Annotated in this window: 15 protein-coding genes and 1 pseudogene; 6 read left to right on the forward strand and 10 right to left on the reverse strand. The window is 73.0% G+C overall.

What is annotated here, in order from left to right; all coding sequences use genetic code 11:
• Window positions 1-65 precede the first annotated feature (65 nt).
• Window positions 66-350, reverse strand: a complete 285-nt coding sequence (locus A6Q81_RS05455) for a hypothetical protein (protein ID WP_067855150.1) — start codon at window positions 348-350, stop codon at window positions 66-68.
• 44 nt (window positions 351-394) lie between these two features.
• Here A6Q81_RS05455 and A6Q81_RS05460 point away from each other — a divergent pair, with 44 nt between their 5' ends.
• Together A6Q81_RS05460 and A6Q81_RS05465 are read left to right on the forward strand one after the other, a co-directional pair.
• Complete coding sequence (locus A6Q81_RS05460; protein WP_067855148.1) at window positions 395-1306, forward strand: mechanosensitive ion channel family protein; 912 nt, start codon at window positions 395-397, stop codon at window positions 1304-1306.
• Complete coding sequence (locus A6Q81_RS05465; RefSeq protein WP_067855145.1) at window positions 1303-1695, forward strand: globin; 393 nt, start codon at window positions 1303-1305, stop codon at window positions 1693-1695. The genes A6Q81_RS05460 and A6Q81_RS05465 overlap by 4 nt, the downstream gene beginning before the upstream one ends.
• Here A6Q81_RS05465 and A6Q81_RS05470 read toward each other — a convergent pair.
• Genes A6Q81_RS05470 through A6Q81_RS05480 form a run of 3 tightly spaced genes read right to left on the reverse strand, consistent with a single transcriptional unit; the run spans window position 1688 to window position 4215 of the window.
• The gene (locus A6Q81_RS05470; RefSeq protein ID WP_286689783.1) at window positions 1688-2404 is read right to left on the reverse strand and encodes a hotdog family protein; all 717 of its coding nucleotides are present in this window, start codon (window positions 2402-2404) and stop codon (window positions 1688-1690) included. The two genes, A6Q81_RS05465 and A6Q81_RS05470, sit on opposite strands and share 8 nt — an antisense overlap.
• A gap of 12 nt (window positions 2405-2416) precedes the next feature.
• Complete coding sequence (locus A6Q81_RS05475; protein ID WP_067855139.1) at window positions 2417-2671, reverse strand: biotin/lipoyl-binding carrier protein; 255 nt, start codon at window positions 2669-2671, stop codon at window positions 2417-2419.
• Window positions 2668-4215 (reverse strand): acyl-CoA carboxylase subunit beta, encoded by a 1548-nt coding sequence (locus A6Q81_RS05480; RefSeq protein WP_083516249.1) that lies wholly within the window; start codon window positions 4213-4215, stop codon window positions 2668-2670. The genes A6Q81_RS05475 and A6Q81_RS05480 overlap by 4 nt, the downstream gene beginning before the upstream one ends.
• Window positions 4216-4413: 198 nt before the next feature.
• On the opposite strand from A6Q81_RS05480, the gene fabG reads away from it, so the two are divergent.
• The 4 genes from fabG (at window position 4414) to A6Q81_RS05500 (ending at window position 8154) form a co-directional block, all read left to right on the forward strand.
• Window positions 4414-5172 carry a 3-oxoacyl-ACP reductase FabG gene (gene fabG, locus A6Q81_RS05485; RefSeq protein WP_067855136.1) on the forward strand — a complete coding sequence of 253 codons (759 nt, stop codon included), beginning with the start codon at window positions 4414-4416 and terminating at the stop codon, window positions 5170-5172.
• A 7-nt stretch (window positions 5173-5179) separates the two neighbouring features.
• Window positions 5180-6211: a phosphotransferase family protein gene (locus tag A6Q81_RS05490; protein WP_286689784.1), complete on the forward strand. Its 1032-nt coding sequence runs from the start codon at window positions 5180-5182 to the stop codon at window positions 6209-6211.
• A gap of 119 nt (window positions 6212-6330) precedes the next feature.
• Entirely contained in the window at window positions 6331-6954 is a 624-nt protein-coding gene (locus A6Q81_RS05495; protein ID WP_236749817.1) for a TetR/AcrR family transcriptional regulator, read from the forward strand.
• Window positions 6955-7161: 207 nt separating this feature from the next.
• The gene (locus A6Q81_RS05500) at window positions 7162-8154 is read left to right on the forward strand and encodes a hypothetical protein (RefSeq protein WP_286689785.1); all 993 of its coding nucleotides are present in this window, start codon (window positions 7162-7164) and stop codon (window positions 8152-8154) included.
• A 102-nt stretch (window positions 8155-8256) separates the two neighbouring features.
• Here A6Q81_RS05500 and acpS read toward each other — a convergent pair whose 3' ends face one another.
• From acpS to A6Q81_RS05530, 6 genes and pseudogenes are all read right to left on the reverse strand, one after another.
• Window positions 8257-8778 (reverse strand): holo-ACP synthase AcpS, encoded by a 522-nt coding sequence (acpS, locus tag A6Q81_RS05505; RefSeq protein ID WP_286689786.1) that lies wholly within the window; start codon window positions 8776-8778, stop codon window positions 8257-8259.
• Window positions 8775-11423: a beta-ketoacyl synthase N-terminal-like domain-containing protein gene (locus tag A6Q81_RS17195; RefSeq protein ID WP_353681409.1), complete on the reverse strand. Its 2649-nt coding sequence runs from the start codon at window positions 11421-11423 to the stop codon at window positions 8775-8777. Before A6Q81_RS17195 ends, acpS begins: the two co-directional genes overlap by 4 nt.
• A gap of 1822 nt (window positions 11424-13245) precedes the next feature.
• Window positions 13246-17190, reverse strand: a pseudogene (locus A6Q81_RS05515) (fatty acid synthase subunit beta domain-containing protein); the annotation flags it as partial.
• A gap of 951 nt (window positions 17191-18141) precedes the next feature.
• Window positions 18142-18891 carry an SDR family oxidoreductase gene (locus A6Q81_RS05520; RefSeq protein WP_286689788.1) on the reverse strand — a complete coding sequence of 250 codons (750 nt, stop codon included), beginning with the start codon at window positions 18889-18891 and terminating at the stop codon, window positions 18142-18144.
• Window positions 18891-20108, reverse strand: a complete 1218-nt coding sequence (locus A6Q81_RS05525; RefSeq protein WP_286689789.1) for an acetyl-CoA C-acetyltransferase — start codon at window positions 20106-20108, stop codon at window positions 18891-18893. Before A6Q81_RS05525 ends, A6Q81_RS05520 begins: the two co-directional genes overlap by 1 nt.
• Window positions 20109-20248: 140 nt before the next feature.
• A complete protein-coding gene (locus A6Q81_RS05530; protein ID WP_286689790.1) occupies window positions 20249-21394 on the reverse strand; it encodes an acyl-CoA dehydrogenase family protein in 1146 nt (381 codons plus the stop codon).
• Window positions 21395-21422: the final 28 nt, after the last annotated feature.

Consider the following 21422-nt stretch of genomic DNA (forward strand, 5'->3'; position numbering starts at 1 on the left):
ATCTCCCGCCCCACGACGCACCTCGGCCGGCCCGCCGAGGACGAGCCGGCCGAGGTGAGGGTCGGTCAGTGGTGGTGCGCAGCCTCGTTGCCGGGCGCGACCTCGAGGTCGGTGGACGGCGGCGGGGGCACGTAGTTGTTGCGCGCCGTGAGCAGGCCGAAGAGGGCGACGACGACGAAGAGACCCACGGTGCCGCCGCCGACGAGGAGGATCCACTCGAGCGTGCTGCGCTCCGGCGGGGCGGGCCAGGCCTCGGAGGCCGGCGAGTCGGCCCAGGCCGTGGCAGAGGTCGTGCCGAGCACCACGAGCGTGGAGACGACGACGGCGAGGATGCGCGCGGGAGCCTTCATGGGGCCATCGTATCGTCCCTGGCCCCGCCCGTAGGCTGGTGACCATGCTGAGCCTCGACGTGAACCTGCCGTCGGCCTGGACCGGCGACCGGCTGATGGAGAGCGGGACCCAGATCCTCGTGATCCTCCTCGTGGCGATGGTGGTCCGCTGGGTCACCCGCCGCGCGATCCGTCGGGTCGTCAAGCGAGCCGGCGAGGGGCAGGTGCCGGACGCGCTCGCCAACAGCCGCGCCGGTGCCCTCCTGTCGGACCTGCGCCCCGGCTCCGGCGAGCGGCGCAAGCAGCGTGCCCAGGCCATGGGCGACCTGCTGAGCTCGATCGTCGGCCTCGTCATCGCCGGCGTCGCGTTCGTGATGGTGCTCGGCGTCGTCGGCGTGCCGATCGCGCCGCTGCTCACCAGCGCCGGCATCCTCGGCGTCGCACTCGGCTTCGGCGCCCAGACCCTCGTCAAGGACTACCTCGCGGGCGTCTCGATGATCCTCGAGGACCAGTACGGCGTCGGCGACTCCGTCGACCTGGGCGAGGCGAGCGGCACGGTCGAGGCCGTCGGCCTGCGCGTCACCCGCCTGCGCGACGTCAACGGCACCGTCTGGTACGTCCGCAACGGCGAGATCCTCCGGGTCGGCAACCAGAGCCAGAACTGGGCGCGCACCGTCCTCGACGTCACCGTCGACTACGACTCCGACCTCGACGAGGTGCAGTCGATCCTCGCCGAGGAGGCCGAGTCGATGTACCGCGAGGACCGCTTCGCCGGCGTCATCATCGAGGAGCCCGAGGTGTGGGGTGTGGAGCGCTTCGACAAGGACGGCGTCGTCGTGCGCGTCGTCCTGAAGACCGCCCCGCTGCAGCAATGGCTCGTGGCCCGCACGCTGCGCCAGCGCGTCAAGCGTCGCTTCGACAAGGCCGGCATCCGCATCCCGTCGAGCGCCATCCCGTTCGAGAGGCCCGCGCCGTGAGCACCACGTTCTACGAGGAGATCGGCGGCCGCGCGACCATCGAGCGGATCGTCGCCGTCTTCTACGCCGGGGTGGCCACCGACGCCCTGCTGCGCCCCATGTACCCGGAGGAGGACCTCGCCCCGGCGGCCGAGCGGTTCACCCTGTTCCTCGAGCAGTACTGGGGAGGCCCGACGACGTACAGCGAGACGCGCGGCCACCCGCGCCTGCGCATGCGCCACGCGCCGTTCGCCGTCACGATGGCCGCCCGCGACCGCTGGCTGCACCACTTCCGCGCCGGCCTCGACGCGGTCGACCTCACGCCCGAGCAGGACGCGCAGTTCTGGGCCTACGTGCAGCACGCGGCGACGTTCATGGTGAACACCGCCGACGACGCGCCCGTCAGCTGAGCTGCGCCTCCAGCACGGCCCGCTCCTCGGCGCCGAGCACGCGCGACGTCTGGGTCTCGAGGTCGAAGCCGACGAGCACCGCGTCGGCACGACCCTGGCGCCCGTCGTCGAAGAGCGTGGTGACGGTGAACGACGAGCGTCCGACGCGCGTGACGACGCTGCGTGCCCGCGTGGTGGCGGCACCCCAGGTGAAGGGGCCGCCGCGCTGCACGTCGACCCTCGCGACCACGTACCGACCGCTCCCCGCGGTGCCGGCCACGCGGACGACCGAGACGATGCGCGCCTCCTGGGCGAACTCGAAGAGCGCCTCGACCGTCGCGTCGCCGTCGGGGCCCAGGTCGCTCTGCCGCACGCGCAGGTCGTAGGTCTCCCCCGAGGCACCGAGGCCGAGGTCGGGCAGCGGCTCGTCGTGCCAGGTCGCCCGGGCGAACGGGGTCGTCGCCGTGGCCGGCGCGATCTCCTGCACCAGGCGCTCGCCGTCGTCGGTCGACGTCACGCGCACGGGGGTGCTGCTCAGCAGCAGGGGCCGCAGGTACTCCACCGACACGGTGCGCGCCCGCCGGTCCTGCAGGTCGCCGTCGGCCACGTGCACCGCCCGCGCCTCGGCGGCGTAGTCGACGTAGGTGACGTTGTTGACGTGGCCCAGCTGGTCGAGGTCGGCCCAGCGCATCGGCAGGTCGTGGACGAGGGGCGTGGTCGGCTCGGTCACCCGAGCATGCTCTCAGACGGGAGCCGGCCCCTCGTCCGCGGTGGCGATGACGACGAGGGGGTCGCCCTCCTGGACGATCTGCCCCTCGGTGACGAGCACCTCCGCCACGGTGCCAGTGGCCGGCGCGTGCACGGGCAGCTCCATCTTCATCGACTCGAGCACGGCGAGGACGTCGCCCTGGCGCACCTGCGCGCCGATCTCGGTGACGAGCTTCCAGACGTTGGAGACGATGTCGGCGCTCGCCGTCGCGGTGGTCGTGGCGCTCATGCGCGGCCCCCCTCGACGCGCGGGGCGAGGACGCCGAGCGCCTGCACCATGCGGTCGCGCGTCTCCTCCGGGACGATCACGTCGTCGAGGATGCCCGCCTCGGCGGCGAGGTAGGGCCGGGCGACGTTCTCGCGGTACTCGGCGGCGAGCTCGTCGCGCAGGGCGTCGGGGTCCTCGGCGTCCTTCAGCGCGCGGCGGTGCAGCAGCGCGACGGCGCCACCCGGGCCCATGACGGCGATCTCCGAGCCCGACCACGCCCAGGTGAAGTCGGCGCCCAGGGAGCGCGAGCCCATGGCGATGTACGCGCCGCCGTACGCCTTGCGGACCACGACAGTGAGCACGGGCGACTGCGCCTCGACGTACGCGCGCAGCATGGTCGCGCCCTGCGTGATGACGCCGCGCCCCTCCTCGACCGTGCCGGGCAGGAAGCCGGGCACGTCGACGAAGGTCAGCACGGGCAGTCCGTAGCGGGCGCAGAAGTCGACGAACCGCGAGGCCTTCACCGATGCCTTGGCGTCGAGGATGCCGCCACGCGCCTTCGGCTGGTTGGCGACGATGCCCACCGGACGGCCGTCGAGGTGGGCGAGCACCGTCAGCACGCTCGGGGCATGGCCGGGGCTGAGCTCGAGGCGGGGGCGGTCGTCGAGGACACCGTCGAGCACCTCGTGCATGTCGAAGACGATGCTCGACTTGTCGGGCACGACGTGCGGCAACCGGGCGACCGCCTCGGCGCGGGCGGGCACGGGGTCGACGAGCGCCGGCGCGCCGCCGACGTGCGAGGGCAGGAAGGAGAGGATGCCGCGGGCGGCGTCGAGCGCGGCCTGCTCGTCGTCGACCTCGAGGTGGGCGACGCCGCTCGTGCGGGTGTGCATGCCCGAGCCGCCGATCTCGTCGGCGGTCGCGTCCTCACCGGTGGCCGCGCGGACGATCTCGGGGCCGGTGAGGAACATCTGTCCCTGCTCCTTGACCATGATCGTCCAGTCGGTCAGCGCCGGCGAGTACGCGGCGGCACCTGCGCAGGGGCCGAGGATGAGCGAGATCTGCGGGATCTTCCGGCTGGCCTCCACGTTGTTCGCGAAGATGCCGCCGCACCCGTGGAGGGCGTGGATGCCGTCGTGGATCCGCGCTCCCCCGGAGTCGTTGATGTAGACGATCGGGTGGCCGCGGTCGATGGCGATGCGCTGCGCCCGCTGGACGGTCTCGGCGAACACGGCGCCGATCGCGCCCGAGGCGACGGCGGCGTCGTGGCTGGCCACGACCACCGGACGTCCGCCGACGAGGCCCCAGCCGATGACGACGCCACTGCCGCTGGAGGGACCCGCCGTGCGCAACGGCGAGATCTCGACGAACGTGCCCTCGTCGACGAGGAGGTGCGCCCGCTCGCGGGCGGTGTGCTGACGGCGACCGCGAGGCTCGACGCGCGCCGTGCGGTCCGCCCGTCGCTGCGCGAGGACGTCGCGGTGGTGGGGCCGGCCTGCCTGCGCCGCCGCACCCGCCGCGGGGTCGACCGCGACGTCGGGGGCGGGCACGTCGAGCTGCGTCATGCGATCTCCTGAAACATGAGGGTTTCCTCAACCTTACCCCAAAACCGAGGGATTCCTCATCTTCTGTGACTCACCTCGCGCGTCGCCGCCGCGCCGCGCCTGGCGACGACCGAGGGCCGGGTCGGGCCCTGGCCGCGGCGAGCGCCGTGCGCTACCGTGAGCCCAGACCTAAGCAAGCGCTTACCTCAGGAGAACTGCATGAGCGAGAACCGCCGCACCGCCCTCGTCACTGGCGCCGCCCAAGGCATCGGTGCCGCCGTGGCCCAGCGCCTGGCCGCCGACGGCCTGGCCGTCGCAGTCGTCGACCTCGACGAGAACGCCTGCTCCGACACCGTCGAGGCCATCACCGCGGCCGGTGGCGCGGCCCTCGCGGTCGGCGCCGACGTCTCCGACCCCGCCGCCGTCGACGCCGCCGTCGAGCGGATCACCGCCGAGCTCGGCGGCCCGACCGTCGTCGTCAACAATGCCGGCATCATCCGCGACAACCTGCTGTTCAAGATGACCGTCGAGGACTGGGACGCCGTCATGGCCGTCCACCTGCGCGGCTCCTTCAACACCGTCAAGGCCACCCAGAAGCACATGGTCGAGGCGAAGTTCGGCCGCATCGTCAACCTCTCGAGCACCTCCGCGCTCGGCAACCGCGGCCAGGCGAACTACTCCGCCGCCAAGGCCGGTCTGCAGGGCTACACCAAGACCCTCGCCATCGAGCTCGGCAAGTTCGGCGTCACGGCCAACGCGATCGCCCCGGGCTTCATCCAGACCCACATGACGGCCGCGACCGCGGAGCGCATCGGCGTCCCGTTCGACGACTTCATCAAGTTCAGCGCCGAGCAGATCCCCGTCCAGCGCGTCGGCCAGCCCGAGGACATCGCGCACACCGCGTCGTTCCTCGTGAGCGAGGGCGCCGGCTTCGTGTCGGGCCAGGTCATCTACGTCGCCGGCGGACCGAAGGACTGAACCGACCGTGAGCACGCCCGAGGGACTCGACCTCGACGCCTTCGCGCGCTGGCTCGACGAGCAGGCTCCCGGCCTGCTCGTCGGCCCGCTCGAGGCGTCGCTCATCACCGGCGGCAAGTCGAACCTGACGTACGCCGTCACCGACGGACGTCGCGACGTCATCGTCCGCCGGCCGCCCCTCGGGCACGTGCTCGCCACCGCCCACGACATGGGCCGCGAGCACCGCGTCATCGCGGCGCTCGCCGACACCGCGGTCCCCGTGCCGACCACCTACGGGCTCTGCCAGGACGACACCGTCGTCGGGGCGCCGTTCTACGTGATGGAGCGCGTCGTCGGCACGCCGTTCGCGCGGGCGTCGGACCTCGCCGCCCTCGGCGAGCAGCGGGTGCGGACCATCACCGGGCGCATGGTCGACGTGCTCGCCGACCTGCACGCCGTCGACCCCGACGACGTCGGTCTCGGCGACTTCGGCCGCCCCGACGGCTACCTCGAGCGCCAGGTGCGCCGCTGGAAGAAGCAGCTCGACGCGTCGCGCAGCCGCGAGCTGCCCGGCATGGACGAGCTGGTCGCGCGCCTCGAGTCGTCGATCCCCGACACCGGCGAGGGCACGATCGTGCACGGCGACTACCGCCTCGACAACCTCCTCGTCGACGCGAGCCCCGACGGCGGCGACCAGGTGACCGCGGTGCTCGACTGGGAGATGAGCACGCTCGGCGACCCGCTCACCGACGTCGCCGTGCTGCTCGCCTACCAGCAGCTGGCCGAGGAGGCGGGCGCAGGCGCCGGGGCCGGGCTGGTCACCGACGCCGCGCAGGCACCCGGGTACCTCTCGCGCGATGAGGTGCTGGCGCGCTACGCACAGCAGTCTGGACGCGACGTCTCCGACATCGACTTCCACCTGGCGCTCGCCTTCTTCAAGCTCGCCGTGATCCTCGAGGGCATCCACTTCCGGCACAGCCACGGCCAGACCCTGGGCGCCGGCTTCGACGGCATCGGCGACCTCATCGAGCCGCTCATCCAGGCCGGCCTGCGGGCCTGAGGCGCCGCTCCCCCACGTCGTCGCCCCGTCGTCGTCGCGGCGGAGCGCGTGGTGACCCGCGAGTAGGTCACGGCCGGGAACGCACTCCTCGTCGTCGCGCGTCCCCTAGGGTGGGCCGCGTGACCGCCGAGATCCTCGAGCCCCGACGTCGCCCCACGCAGGAGCGCAGTCGGGCCAAGTTCGAGCTGCTGCTGCGCACGGCGCGCGACCTGCTGCTCGACGTCGGGTTCGAGTCGTTCACGTGCGAGGAGGTCTCGCAGCGCGCGGGGCTGCCGACGGGCACGCTCTACCAGTACTTCGCGAACAAGTACGTGATCGTCTGCGAGCTCGACCGCCAGGACGCCGTCGCCGTGCACGAGGAGCTCACCCGCTTCTCGGAGATGATCCCGTCGCTGGACTGGCTGCGCTTCCTCGACCGGATGATCGACCACATGGCGGGCCTGTGGTCCGACGACCCGTCGCGGCGCGCCGTGTGGCTGGCCGTGCAGTCGACGCCCGCGACCCGCGCGACCGCCGCCGTGACCGAGCGCGAGCTGGCCGCCGCCGTCGCCCGCTTCCTCGCCCCCCTCACCCCGGGCACCCCGCGCGAACGTCGCCAGATCATGGCCGAGGTGCTCGTGCACGTGACCTACTCGATGCTGAACTTCTCCGTCCGCGACGGCCAGAGCCACGCCGAGGCCGTCATCGAGCTCAAGCGCCTCCTCGCCTCCTACCTCCTCGCCTCCGAGCCCGACCCCCGCTGACCCCTCCCTCACCCTTTGGGTTGGGCCCCACCCCAAGGGTGACTCCCCCACTCAGCGTTGGGTGGGGACGCACCCCTGGGGGTGGGACGACGACGCCGGTCTCGCCGACGTCGCCTCGTCCACAGCGCCCATCACGCGCGGGCGCGCCATCCACAGGTCGGAGCGCGACCCTGGCCGATGCCGACGTCGGCGGCGTTCGATCGTCCTATGAGCGACCTTCTCGACCATCTCGCCGCACGCGCCGCCGCCGAGGGCGGTTTCTTGCTGACCCGACACCTGCGTGACCTCGGCGTCGACAAGAACCGCACCATCGCCCTGCTCAAGCTGGGCGCGCTCGTGAAAATCAGGTACGGCGCCTACGCCGTCGCAGCCGCGTGGGAGAAGCTCGACGTCGTCACGCGGCACGCCATCGTGACGCGCTCGGTCCTCGCGCGCGTCGACGACGGCGCCGTCGCGTCGCACCAGTCCGCAGCCGCACTCCACGGACTCGACCTGTGGGACGTCGACCTGTCGGAGGTGCACCTCACGCGCCTCGACGGACGGACGGGACGACACCGGGCCGGGGTGGTCTGGCACGAGCCGACGATCACGGTCGAGGACGTGAGCGACGTCGACGGCTACCGCTGCACGTCACCGGTCCGCGCGGCGCTGGAGACGACGAGCCTGCACAGCGTGGAGCACGGCGTCGTCGCGCTCAGCAATGCGCTGCGGCGTACCCGGATGGGCGCCGACGAGGTGGACGCGCACGTCGCCCGTTTCCGTTCCTGGGCCAACGCCGACATGGTCCGGCGTGCTGCCCAGCTCGCCGACGGACGGTTCGAGAGCGTCGGCGAGTCGCGGTCCTTCGTGATGTTCTGGCGCCACGGCGTGGACCTCCCCGAGCCGCAGGTCGTCATCGTCGACCTCTCCGGCCGGGCGGTCGGCCGCGTCGACTTCCAGTGGACTCTCGACCGCCATGTCGGGGAGTTCGACGGCCTCGTCAAGTACGGGCGGCTCAACCCGGACCCGACCGATCCGGGGCGGACCGTGGTGCAGGAGAAGATCCGCGAGGACCTCGTCCGCGACGCGCGCAACGGCGTCTCGCGGTGGGGGTGGGTGGACCTCTCCCCGGCGCGACAGGCCGCGACTTGCGCCCGGATCGAGGCCGCACGGGCACGGTCGCGGAAGTTGTACGTCGACGTCGCACGGCCGTGGGGCTGAGACGTCGCGGCATCTCCCCCACCCCAGGGGTTCGTACCCACCCAACGCTGATGTGGGGAGTCATCCCTTGGGTGGGGCCCAACCCAAAGGGTGGGGAGGGGGCTAGTGGGTGAGGAGGACGTAGGCGAGGGCGTGGTCCGCGTCGTGGGTGAGGCTGAGGTGGGTCTCGACGTCGGGGAGGTGGGTGGCGACGGCGCCGAGGAGGCGCAGGCGGGGGCGGCCCCACGCGTCGCACACCACCTCCACCTGGCGCAGCGCCTCGTCACCCATCACCGGCGGCTCACCGAAGAGCGACGCCGACCACGCCTTCACCAGCGCCTCCTTCGCCGCCCAGCGCACGGCCAGGTGGCGCCCCGAGCCGCCGCCGTGACCGGCCGCCCGGTCGGCGACGTCGCGCCGCTCCCCCGGCGTGAACACGCCCGCGAACCGCGACCCCGCCAGCTCCAGCTGCTGCTCGAACGACGGCACGTGCACCAGGTCGACCCCGACGCCCAGCACGACAGCACCGGACACGACGATCTCGGGCACGGCGACCCCGGGCGCGACGGCCTCCGCTGCCCCCAGGCCGGCCCGCTCGACCCGGCCCGCCCCAGCGGCCGCGGCGCCGGACGGGTCCGACGTCACGAGCACGACGGCCCGACGTAGACGCCGTCGTCGCCGAGACGCGCCTGCGGGTCGAGCAGCACCGACGCCTCGCGACCGCGGACGCCGTCCGTGCCGAGCCGACGTCCCGACGGACGCTCGTACGCCGACGCCGCACCGACCATCACCCGCGCGAGGCGCATCCGACCAGCGACGGCACGCTCGCGCGCCCGCGCCCGGTACGTCTCGCGCTCGCCCTCGGGGAGCGTCTGCACGAACGCCTCCGGGTGGGCCAGCGCGATGAGACCAGCCACGTGGCCGAACCCGAGGCTGGTCACCAGGCCCGCCTTGAGCGGCGCTCCGGCGAGCGGCTCGCGCAGCCACACCAGGTGCTCGTGCTCGGCCAGCACGTCGTCGACGCAGTCGAGGCTGCGGTTCGGCGGCAGGACGCCGCTCGCGAGCACCTGGGTGAGACCGATCAGCTGGAATGCGGCAGCACCGCCCTTCGCGTGACCGGTCAGCGTCTTCTGCGACACGACGAACAGCGGGTTGCCGGCGCTGCGCCCGATCGCCGCCGCGAGCCGCTCGTGCAGCTCGGACTCGTTCGGGTCGTTCGCGGCCGTCGACGTGTCGTGCTTGCTCACGACGCCGACGTCGTCGGCGTCGAGGCCGAGCATGCGCAGCGACCGCGCCAGCTGCGACTCGCGGCCCCCGATGCCGGCCGCCAGGGCCCCGATGCCGGGCGCCGGGATCGACGTGTGCACGCCGTCGGCGAAGGAGCCGGCGTACGCGACCACGGCGTGCACCGGCAGGCCCATCCGCGCCGCCACGTCGCCGCGGGCCAGCAGCAGCGTGCCGCCACCCTGCGACTCCACGAACCCGCCGCGACGTCGGTCGTTGGCGCGACTGACGCGACGCGGGTCGATGCCCTGGGCGAGCATCGCGCCGGAGTCGGCCGTGGCCGACATGTCGGCGAAGCCGATGATGCCCTCCGTGCTCAGGTCGTCGAAGCCACCGGCCACGACGAACTCCGCCTTGCCGACCTTGATCTTGTCGACGCCCTCCTCGACCGACACGGCCGTGGTGGCGCACGCGGCAACGGGGTGGATCATCGCGCCGTAGCTGCCGACGTACGACTGCACGACGTGCGCGGCGATGACGTTGGGCAGCGCCTCCTGGAGGATGTCGTTCGGGTTGCTCTCACCGAGCAGCGTGTTGATGTACAGCGCGTGCATGGAGGCCATGCCGCCCATGCCGGTGCCCTGCGTGTTCGCGACGAAGGCCGGGTGCACCCAGCGCATCAGCTCGGCGGGCGTGAACCCGCTCGACAGGAACGCGTCGACGGTGCACACGAGGTTCCAGATCGCCACGCGGTCGATGCTCTCCAGCATCTCGGCCGGCACGCCCCAGACCGCCGGGTCGAACCCGGTCGGGATCTGCCCCCCGATGGTGCGGGTGAGCTCCATGCGGCGCGGCACGCGGATCTCGGTGCCGGCCTTGCGGGTGACGGACCACTCGCCGTCGTCGGACGACGTGATCGTCGTGCGCTCGGGGTCGGCGGCGTGCATGGCGCGCGCCTCCGCCTCGCTGCCGACGGCGAACGTCAGGTCCTGCTCGAGGAACACCGACGTCAGCAGCGGTGCGCTGTTGTCGACCATCGAGCCGTCGTCGCCGTACGTGCGGATGCCGCAACGCTCGACGACGGCGTCGTGGTAGCGCTCGTGCACGTCGGCCTCGTCGACCGCCTCGTTCGTCTCGACGTCGTACCAGCCCTGGTTCGCGTCGTCCCAGGCCAGGAGCCCGGTGCTCCACGCCAGCTCGAGCACGCCGGCGGCGGACAGCTCGTCGTGCACCTCCATCTCGAAGCGCGTGCGGGCCGAGCCGTAGGGGCCGAGCTCGCCGGAGCCGACGACCACCACCAGGTCCTCGGGACGCGCCGACACCTCGCCCCACGCGGGGGTGGCAGCGTCGGGCAGCTGCGCGGGCGACGGTGCGAGGGCCGAGACCGTCGCGGTCTCGTCGTCGACGTCGGTGCTCGGTCGCTCCACGCCCTCGGCGAGGGCGCGCAGGTCGAGGTCGGCCTCGCCGAGGCCGCCGGTCAGGTCGAGCTCGACCGGGGCGACGGCGGCCTGCTCGCGCACGACCGCGGTGCAGCCCTGCTCGAGCAGCGCGGACGCCATCTCCTCGGGGCTCCAGGTGCGGACGCCCGCAGCCTCGACGGCCCGCACGAGCGGGTCGTTGCCGCCCATCAGGCCCGTGCCGCGGACCCAGCCGATGATCGCGTGGGTGAGCGTCACCCGCGCGGACCACGCCTTCTCCGCACCCCACTTCGTGACGACGGCGTCGAGCGCGGCCTTGGCCTCGCCGTACGCGCCGTCGCCACCGAACATGCCGCGGTTGGGCGAGCCCGGGAGCAGCACGTGCAGACGCGAGGCGAGGTCGTGGTCGCGGCCGGTCGTGGCGAGGGCGCCGACGAGGCGCTCCACCGACCACAGCAGGATGCGGGCCTCGACCTCGGTGCGGCTTCCCGCGTCGGACAGGTCTCCCATGACGCGCCCCGCCGCGAACGGCACGAGCATCGTCGGCACGAGGGCCGGCTTGGTCACGTGCTTGGTGCTGCCGACCGTGCGCGACTGCTCGGCGACCACCCACGACGCGAGCGCGTCGACGTCGGCGAACGAGGCCATGTTGGCGGGGACCACCCAGAGGCGGGCGCCGGTGCGGGCGTGCGAGCGGTAGAGCTCGCGGAACGCCGGGCGTCGTGTCGAGCGCGACGTCGGCCACCTGCTCCAGACGCCTCTCGAGTCCTGCGTCGTCGGTGCGCCCCGCCCACCAGCGGGCCTGGCTCGCGATGACGTCGCCGGCACCCGTGAACCGGCCGGGCTCGACGTCGACCTGACCGAGCGCGAGCCGCGCCAGGTCCTCACGGGCGCTCGCCCACCGGTCGTCGAGCAGCACGGCCCGACGCTCGTCGAACGCGGGCGCGACGGCCTCGACCCAGTCGGAGCCGAGCTCGGCCTCGACCCGCGCGAGCACGCGCCGGGCGTCCTCGTCGTCCTCGACGACGGGCGCCTCGGCCGCGAGGCCGAGCCGGTCCAGCAGGTGACGGGCGGTGCTCGCGAGCACGCCGTCGGGTCCGGTGATCTCGCCGGTGATCTCCGCCAGCGCGGCGGCGTCGACGGTGGTGTCGGAGCCGCCGGTGGACGGCAGCGCGACGCTCACGCCGTGGCGTGCCGCCACGGCCTGCACGGCGGCGTCGACGGCCGCGTCGACCTCGGCACCGTTCGTCGGCATGGCGACGGTGGCGAGGTCGCCCCCGCGCACGCTCGCGCCCTCACGCGTCGAGAGGGCCAGCTCGGCCAGCACGTGGCTGGCCCAGCCCGCGCCGAGCTGCCAGACGTCGGTCACGCGGTCGGCCACGGCCGACTGCTTGCGACCCGTCGGCCCGAGCACCTTCTTCAGGTGGTCGGCGAAGGTCGCCGAGAGCACCGGCCCGAACGGCTTGTAGCCGCGGGCCAGACCCTTCACCTGGGCCGACAGGGTCGGCACGTCGGCGTCGGCCGCACCGTCGATGGCCCCCAGCGACAGCTCGCCGCCGAGGTCGACGAGCAGCTGGTTGCGGCGCGACGACGCACCGTCGCACAGCGATTCGATGGAGTCGGCGGCACCGATCTGCTCGGGCCGCAGCTTGGTCCACCACGCGATGAGCGTGCGGGTGCCGTCGGCGGCGTCGAAGGCGAGGTCGTCGGGACGGGGACCCGACGACGTGGGTGCAGCAGCGGGCGCCGCGGCGACGGGAGCGGCTGCTCCCTCGGCAGCCGGGGACTCCGCGACGACCTCGTCCTCGACCGGCACCGGGTCCTCGTCGGTCGCGAACACCGCGGCGGCGTCGCGCTCGATGTTCGCGACGTCGACGCCGCGGGCGCCGAACGTCGACTGCACCGCCGGGAGCTTGAGCGTCGACGACGCCAGGTTCGCGACCGTCGGCGACTGTCCCACGCCGATCTCCACGAACCGTTCGACCCCGAGGCCACCGTTCTCGACGCTCGCGAACATGAGGTCCTGCGTCTCGATCCAGCGCACCGGGCTGGCGAACTGCCAGGCCAGCAGCTCGACGAGCAGCGTGCGGCACAGCGCCTGGGGGCGGGCGGTCCACGCGTCGACGTCGGCGAGGACGGCGTCGAGAGGCGAGGGGCCGACCAGGTCGGCGACCTCCTGGATGAAGTCCTCCGCGAGCGAGAACGGCCGCGGCACGAGGTTCGGCACGTAGCGGCCCTCGAGGATCGACGGGTCGATCTCGGCCGGCAGCAGCTCCTCCAGGCGGGCGCGGAAGTCGGGCACGCCACCGTGCAGCACGCGCGAGTGGAACGGCACGTCGATGCCCGGCACCAGGATGAACGCGGCCTTGCCGCCGAACCGCTCCCGACGCTCGGCGATGTCGGCCTCGAGCACCTCCAAGCCCTTCACCGTGCCGGCGATCGCGTACTGCGAGCCGCGCAGGTTGTAGTTGACGATCTGCAGGAACTCGCCGCTGCGCTCGGCCACGCCGTCGACGTAGTCCGTGACCGTCTCCATCTGTCGCCCACGGCCCGACGCCCCCGCCGTGTCGTCCTCCAGTCCGATCTGCGACGGACGGATGGCGGCGAGCCGGTAGTCGCTGCGGCCCTGCTCGTCACGCGGGACGAGGGTGTGCATGACGGAGCCGCGCTGGAACACGACCTCGACGACGGCCTCGAGCGGGATCACGCCGGAGACCGCTGCGAGGGCGTTGTACTCGCCCACGGAGTGGCCGGCCAGCACGGAGCCCTCGACGAACGCACCCGACTCGCGCAGCTCGGCCATCTGCGCCGCCCCGAGGACGGCCATGGCCACCTGCGTGAACTGCGTCAGGAAGAGCACGCCGTCGGGGTGGCGGTGCGTGACGCCGTCAGCGACGAGGACGGTCGGGTTGTCGCGCACCACCGTGAGGATCGAGAAGCCGAGCGCCTCGCGGGTGTGCGCGTCGGCACGGTCCCACACGGCCCGGGCCGCCTTCGACCGCTGGTAGCCCGCCATGCCCATGCCTGCGTGCTGGATGCCCTGGCCCGGGAACGCGTACGCGGTGCGCGGCGCACGCAGCCGTGCGGTGGCGGCCATGACGAGCTCACCGCCCGCACGGCAGGTGACCTCGACGACCTCGTCGCCCTCGACGAGGGCGGTGCGCTCGGCCTTGACCGAGACCTCCGCCCCCGGAGCCAGCGGGCTGAGCCAGCGCGTGGTCCAGCCGAGCAGGGTGCGCCCGGTCTGCTCGACGACGACGCGCTGCGCCGCGGCCGAGAGCCACATGCCGTGGGCGATCGGCTCGCCGAGCCCGGCGAGGCGTGCGGCGGCCGTGCTGGTGTGGATGGGGTTGTGGTCGCCCGAGACCGCGGCGAACGCGCGCAGGTCGGCGGGAGCGGTGACCGTGCCCTCGGCGCGGGTGCGACGCGGGGTCGGGTGCACCTCGACGTCCTCGAGCCGTCCGCCGGCGCGCACGGGCTCCCCGGCGTGGGCGTCGCCCGGGCGACCGCGGACGCAGAAGCGCTCGACGAGCGTCGCGACGGTGGAGTCGTGCTGGCGCACCGCGACGTCGACCGTGACGACGCGCCCGAGGTCGGTGGCCTCCACCGAGCGCAGCGAGGCGCGGACGGCGAGGTCGGCCCCGTCGGCCGGCGTGTCGGTGAGTGCGACGGCGTGGTCGAGGTGGACGAGGTCGAGCATGCCCTCCACGACCGGCTCGCCCGACGCAGCGCGGGCCGCGCCGATCACCGCGAAGACCGCGGGCCAGGCCAGCCCGACGAGCGCGTCGGGGACGACGTCGGTCGTGGTGCCGGACGTGACGCCCGCGTGGTCGGCCACGACGTCGTCGCTCCAGGGGGCGACGAGCTCGGCGGCGCCGTCCGTCACCGTCGGCAGCGAGCCACCCGCCGCGGCGGTGAGCAGGTCGAGCATGGCCGACGCGGCGGTCGAGACCGGCACGACGGGCGCCGCGCCGGTGGCGACGGCGTCGGTCACGTCGAAGGCCAGGGTCAGCACCCGGCCGGCGCGGTCGAGCGGGACCGTCAGCTCGGCCGTGCTCCCTGCCCCGGTCAGCACGGCACCCGTCTCGGGGTGCTCCGCGCGCTCGGGGGCCACGATGACCCACCCGCTCGACGTCGAGGCCGGGGCCCCGAGCCGGTGGACGGGGTTGCGGACCGTGCGGCCGGCCCAGACGGCGTCCGGCGCCGCCAGCACGAGCGAGACGGCGCCGTCGGCACCCTCCGCGCGACGCAGGCCGACGACCTCGCGCGGCGCGGCGCCTGCGGCGAGCACCGCGTCGACCGTCGCCTCCTCGAAGCGGCGCAGCAGGTCGCCCACCGGCTCGTCGACGCGGGTGATGCCGGCGACCGAGACCGTGCCGGGGATGACGCAGACCTGGTCGGCGCCGAAGCGCGGGTCGTGCGCCTGCCACAGCGAGTCCGAGCGCCACCAGCGACGCACGTCGGCGTCGATCACCGGCACGAACGGCACGGGCTTGCCCGGGCGACGGCACACCTGCACGAAGAACGGTACGTCGGCCGGGTGCAGCACGACGTCGTCGGCGGCCGGGTAGGTCTCCCGCAGCGTAGCGAGGGCAGTCGCCGCGTCCTCGACGTCGGCCGGCGCGGCGAAGAGCGTGGCGACGTCGCCGTGGTCCTCGGGCGCCAGACGCGCCTCCGCGCGCTGCAGCATCGTGTGGAAGCGATCGCGCAAGGTCACGTCGAGCCAGGTGCTGCCTCCGTCCTCGTCGATGCCCGTCGAGGCGACATGGTCGGTCGTGAGGGCCGCGAAGCGGTCGAGCCAGGCGCCGTAGGTCATGGCGGCGACGTCGCCGAAGTACGGCTTGGCGGTGCGGTCGAGCGCCTCGACGATCTCGTCGCGGCGGGCCGCGACGGCGTCGGCGTCACCGGCCACCTCGTCGAGCAGGCGACCGGTGCGCGAGGCGGTGTTGTCGATCTCGTGGATGTCGGCACCGAGCTGGCTGCGACCCGACGCCATGCCGCCGGACGCGTGGCCCGCACCCACCCAGTCGGTGGTGCCCGGGGTGTCGACGAGCAGCTGCTTGACGTCGGGCGCGGTGGTGGCCTCGAGCGTCGCCATGGCGGCCGTGCCGACGAGCACGCCGTCGAGCGGCATCACCGGGTGGCCGTGGGCACGCGCCCACTCGCCGGTCAGGTAGGCCGCGGCGACCTCGGGCGTGCCGATGCCGCCGCCGACGCACACCACGACGTTGTCGTGCGCGCGCAGCTGGGCGTACGTGGCGACGAGCAGGTCGTCGAGGTCCTCCCAGGAGTGGTGACCGCCGGCCTTCCCGCCCTCGATCTGGATCATGACCGGACGCGGTGCGACCTGCTCCGCGATGGCGAGCACCTGACGGATCTGCGCGACGGTGCCCGGCTTGAACGCGACGTGCTGGACACCCACCTCCGAGAGCTCCTCGACGAGCGCGACGGCCTCGTCGAGCTCGGGGACGCCCGCGGTGACGACGACGCCGTCGACCGGCGCGCCCGCAGCGCGCGCCTTCTGCACCAGCCGCTGGCCGCCGAGCTGCAGCTTCCAGAGGTACGGGTCGAGGAAGAGGGAGTTGAACTGGAAGGTGCGGCCCTCTTCGAGCAGCTCGCGCAGCTCGACCATGCGGTCGGCGAAGATCGGCTCGCTCACCTGGCCGCCACCGGCCAGCTCGGCCCAGAACCCGGCGTTGGCAGCCGCGGCGACGATCTTGGCGTCGACGGTCGTAGGCGTCATGCCCGCGAGGAGGACGGGCGAGAGGCCCGTGAGACGGGTGAAGGCGGTCTCGACGCGCAGCGAGCCGTCGGGCAGCGTGGCGGCCGTGGGGGCGTAGGAGCTCCAGGGACGGCTTCGCCGCGGCGCGGCTCCAGGGACGGTGAGCTCCCGGTGCCCGCGACGGGTCGCGACGGACACGACGCCCGCTCCCCGGACCTTGGCCTCGCCGGCGCTCAGACGCGCGGCGAGGTCGCCGGGGCCGACGTCGAGCAGCCACTCGGCGCCGGCGTCGAGGACACGCTCGACCTCCGCGACCCAGTCGACCGGGTCGACGATCGCCCGACGCGTGAGGCGACGGGCCTGCTCGGCGTCGAGACCGCACACGTCGGCCCACGTCGCGGCGAGGTCGGCGGCGGCGTCGAGGTCGGGGTGGTGGAAGGCTAGCCGGGCGGCGACGGGCTCCACGACGGGTGCGAACGGGGCACCGCCGGTCAGCTTGCTGGCCCGCTCGTCCTTCTCCGCTGCCGCGAGCTCGTCGAGCAGCGCGACAGCACGCCGCAGACCCTCCTGCGGCCCCGACAGCACGACGGCGCGGCGACCGTTGCGCAGCCGGGTGACGACGCCTGCCGAGGCGGGCAGCGACGCCAGGGCGGCGGCGACGCGCTCGGGGCTCTCCCCGGACACGCTGAGCATGGTCGCGCCGAGCAGGTCACGGCGACGACCGACGACCTGCGCGGCGGCGCCCGCCAGCCGCGCGTGGGCGTAGAGGTCGGCCGGGTCCGCCCCCGCCAGCGCCTCCACCACGTACGCGCCCTGGGAGTGCCCGGCGCAGGCGACCGGCGGCGTCGCGACGACGTCGAGGCCCTGACGCTGGAGGGCGGCGAGGCCGGCCAGCTGGGTCAGCAGGATGCCGGGCACCGACACCGCGGGCGCCTGCAGCGCCGCCGCGTCGGGGACCTCAGGAGCGTCGTCGTCCTCGGCCGACTCGCCGACGGCGAGCGCGTCGAGCCAGGCGAGCGGCGCGACGTCGACGCCCGTGCGCAGCAGCTCGGCGGCGACCGGCGCAAGACGCTGCTCGGCGCGCGCGACGAGACCGGCGACGTCGGACTCGAGGGCGAAGTCGCGCACGAGCGCGGCGAGCGGCTCGAGCCACGGCTCCCCCTGCCCGCCGGCGACCACGGCGTAGCGCTGGCCCCCTCGGAGCCGGTCGACCAGCGCCTCGCGGCGGCCTCCCGTGGCGGTGGTGGTGCTCGTCGGGCTCGTGGGGGTGGTGGTCACGTCGTGATACCTCGCTGCGACAGGTGGGCGGAACCCCCATCGTCGCAAAACGTGAGAGGAACCTCAAGTTTATTCCGAGGGTTTCCTCATGTTCTTCGTGTCACACGACGCGGCGCACGCCACCCGCCCGCTTCTCCTCCCCCCCATCGGTGCCTGGGCAACCGCAGACACGCTCCTGTCGTTGCCCCGACACCGACCGGCCGACCTCCTGCGCATCGGTGCCTCAGCAACATCAGGGGCACTCCTGCGGTTGCAGATCCACCGATGGACGGGGAAGGTCACGCAGCGCAGCAGCAGGTCCTCGGCACAGACGGACGACCCCGCAGCCACCAGGTGGCCGCGGGGTCGTCGAGGACGGCAGCGACGTCAGACGCCGCCGGTCAGCAGGAGGCCGCCGTCGGCGGTGATCGTCTGACCGGTCAGCCAGGCCGCGTCGTCGGACAGCAGGAACCCGACGACGCCGGCGATGTCCTCGGGCAGGCCGAGTCGCTTGAGCGGGTACGGGGCCGACACCTCGTCCTCACGACCGTCGTAGAGCGCCTTCGCGAACTTCGTCTTCACGACGGCCGGCGCCACACCGTTGACCCGGATGTCGGGGCCGAGCTCGACCGCCAGCTCCTCGGTCACGTGGATGAGCGCCGACTTCGACGCGCCGTACATGCCGATGTTCGGGGCCGGCTTCGGCCCGGCCACCGACGACACGTTGACGATCGCGCCGCCGTGCTCGCCCATCCACTGCCGGTACGCCTGCTGCGCCCACGCGACGGCCGACAGCACGTTGACCGCGAAGATCTTCGCCGCGGCCTCGAGGTCGATGTCGATCATGCGGCCGTACACCGGGTTGATGCCGGTGTTGTTCACCAGGAAGTCGAGCCGACCGAACCGCTCGATCGCGGTGCGGACCGCCTCCTCCTGGTGCGCGGCGTCGTCGCCCGAGCCGGCCACGAACGCGGCCCGGTCGGCCCCGAGCGACGCCACGGCCTCCTTGAGCGCGTCGGCCTTGCGTGCCGTGACCAGCACCTTTGCCCCGTCGTCGACGAGTCGCTGCGCGATGCCCAGGCCGATCCCCCGGCTCGCGCCGGTGACGATCGCGACCTTGCCGTCGAAGCGACCCATCAGGACAGCCGCTCGATGACCATCGCCATGCCCATGCCGCCGCCGACGCACATCGACTCGACGCCGAACTGCTTGTCGTGCCACTGCAGGGAGTTGATGAGCGTGCTGGTGATGCGCGCGCCGGTCATGCCGAACGGGTGACCGACGGCGATCGCGCCGCCGTTGACGTTGAGCTTCTCCAGCGGGATGCCGAGCACCTTCGCCGAGCCCCACGACTGGACCGCGAAGGCCTCGTTGATCTCGTAGAGGTCGATGTCGTCGATGCCCATGCCGGCGTTGCGCAGGGCGGCCGGGATGGCCTCGACCGGGCCGAGGCCCATGATCTCCGGAGACAGGCCGGTCACGGCGGTGGAGACGATGCGCGCGAGGGGCGTCAGGCCGAGCGCCTTGGCCTTCTCGTCGCTCATGATGACCACGGCGGCGGCACCGTCGTTGAGCGGACACGCGTTGCCGGCCGTCACGGTGCCGTCGGGACGGAATACCGGCTTGAGCTGGCTCACGGCCTCGAGCGTGACGCCGGCGCGGGGTCCGTCGTCCTTCGAGACGACGGTGCCGTCGGGCAGCGTCACCGGGGTGATGTCCTTCGCCCAGAAGCCGGACTCGATGGCCGCCTCCGCGAGGTTCTGGCTGCGCACGCCGAACTCGTCCTGCTCCTCGCGGCTCATGCCGAGGTGCTGGGCGACGTTCTCGGCCGTCTGGCCCATCGCGATGTAGAGGTCGGGGAGCTCGCCGCCCTCGCGCGGGTCCGTCCAGGTGTCGGCACCGCCCTCGGCGCGCTTCGCGGTGCGGGCGATCGCGTCGGCGAACAGCGGGTTCTCCGAGCCGGGCAGGTCGGAGAAGCCGTTCTGGAAGCGGCTCACCGTCTCCACGCCGGCGGAGATGTAGGCGTCGCCCTCACCGGCCTTGATGGCGTGGAACGCCATGCGGGTGGTCTGCAGCGACGACGAGCAGTAGCGGTTCACGGTGACGCCGGGCAGGTGGTCCATGCCGGAGAGCACGGCCACGGCACGCGCCAGGTTGTGACCCGCCTCGCCGGCCGGCTGGCCGACGCCGAGGTGCAGGTCGGTGATGTCCTTCGGGTCGAGCCCGGGGACCTTCTCGAGGGCGGCCTGCACCATCTGCACGGTGAGGTCGTCGGGACGCATGTCCTTCAGCGAGCCCTTGACGGCGCGGCCGATGGGCGAGCGGGCGGTCGAGACGATGACGGCTTCGGTCATGGTGCTGCCTTCCGGTGGTGGGGTGGTGCGGCGTCGTGCAGGTGCGGGGCCCGTGCCCCCGCGATCAGCTGGGGCGGTGGAGGGACCCGGCAGGGGTGCCGGGACTCCGCGATCAGCTGGGGCGGCAAAGGGACTAGCGCTCAGAGGCCGAGGTCGCGGCCGATGAGCTCCTTCATGATCTCGTTGGAGCCGGCCCAGATGCGGGTCACGCGGGCGTCGCGCCAGGCGCGGGCCACGCGGTACTCGTTCATGAAGCCGTAGCCGCCGTGGATCTGGACGCAGTGGTCGAGCACCTGGTTCTGGACGTCGGAGGTGTACCACTTGGCCTTGGCGGCGTCGACGGCGCTGAACTTCTTCTCGGCGTGGGCGGCGACGGCGTTGTCGAGGTAGGCCTCGGCGACCTCGATCTTGGTGACGAGCTCAGCGATGAGGAACTTGTTCCACTGGAAGTTGCCGATGGCCTGGCCGAACGCCTTGCGGTCCTTGGCGTACTGGATGGTCTCGACGAGGATCTGCTTGGCGTGGGCGATGTTGGAGATCGCGCAGCTGAGCCGCTCCTGCGGGAGCTTCTGCATCATGTGGATGAACCCGCGGTCGAGCTCGCCGATGATGCGGTCGTCGCCGACGCGGACGTTCTCGAAGAACAGCTCGGCGGTGTCGGACTCGGTCTGGCCGACCTTGTCGAGCTTGCGGCCGCGACTGAAGCCCTCGTCGCCGGCCTCGATGGCGAAGAGGGTGATGCCCTTGGCGCCCTTCTCCGGCGACGTGCGGACGGCGGTGACCACGAGGTCGGCGCTGTAGCCGTTGGTGATGAAGGTCTTGGAGCCGTTGATGACCCACTCGTCGCCGTCGCGGACGGCGGTGGTCTTCAGCGCGGCAAGGTCGGACCCGCCGCCGGGCTCGGTCATGCCGATGGCCAGCAGGCACTCGCCCGACGCGATCTTCGGCAGCCAGCGCTCCTTCTGCTCCTGCGTGCCGAGCTCGACGATGTACGGCGCGGTGATGTCGGAGTGGATGCCGACGCAGGACGCGAGGGCGGCGCTGACCTTGCTGAGCTCCTCGGCCCAGACGGCGTTGAAGCGGAAGTCCTCGGCGCCGGCGCCGCCGAACTCCTCGGGGATCTCCAGGCCGAGGAGGCCGAGCTCGCCCGCGGCCAGCCAGAAGTCGCGTGGGAGGGCCTTGTCCTCGATGTACTGCTCGATGTGCGGGGCGACCTTCTTGGCCAGGAACGTCGCGCAGGTGTCGCGGAAGTCCTCGTGGTCGGCGGTGTAGACGGTGCGGTCCATCGGGTCCCTCGTGCTCTGGTGTGTCTCG

The organism is Aeromicrobium sp. REDSEA-S38_B2 (assembly GCF_001628525.1).
Classification (GTDB): Bacteria; Actinomycetota; Actinomycetes; order Propionibacteriales; family Nocardioidaceae; genus Aeromicrobium; species Aeromicrobium erythreum.

Coding starts and splice junctions, on each gene's coding strand:
- A6Q81_RS05455 (WP_067855150.1), bottom strand. CDS start 350: ATGAAGGCTCCCGCGCGCATCCTCGCCGTCGTCGTCTCCACGCTCGTG.
- A6Q81_RS05480 (WP_083516249.1), bottom strand. CDS start 4,215: ATGACGCAGCTCGACGTGCCCGCCCCCGACGTCGCGGTCGACCCCGCG.
- A6Q81_RS05525 (WP_286689789.1), bottom strand. CDS start 20,108: ATGACCGAAGCCGTCATCGTCTCGACCGCCCGCTCGCCCATCGGCCGC.
- fabG (WP_067855136.1), top strand. CDS start 4,414: ATGAGCGAGAACCGCCGCACCGCCCTCGTCACTGGCGCCGCCCAAGGC.
- A6Q81_RS05475 (WP_067855139.1), bottom strand. CDS start 2,671: ATGAGCGCCACGACCACCGCGACGGCGAGCGCCGACATCGTCTCCAAC.
- A6Q81_RS05460 (WP_067855148.1), top strand. CDS start 395: ATGCTGAGCCTCGACGTGAACCTGCCGTCGGCCTGGACCGGCGACCGG.
- A6Q81_RS05500 (WP_286689785.1), top strand. CDS start 7,162: ATGAGCGACCTTCTCGACCATCTCGCCGCACGCGCCGCCGCCGAGGGC.
- A6Q81_RS05530 (WP_286689790.1), bottom strand. CDS start 21,394: ATGGACCGCACCGTCTACACCGCCGACCACGAGGACTTCCGCGACACC.
- A6Q81_RS17195 (WP_353681409.1), bottom strand. CDS start 11,423: ATGGCCTCGTTCGCCGACGTCGACGCGCTCGCGTCGTGGGTGGTCGCC.
- A6Q81_RS05520 (WP_286689788.1), bottom strand. CDS start 18,891: ATGGGTCGCTTCGACGGCAAGGTCGCGATCGTCACCGGCGCGAGCCGG.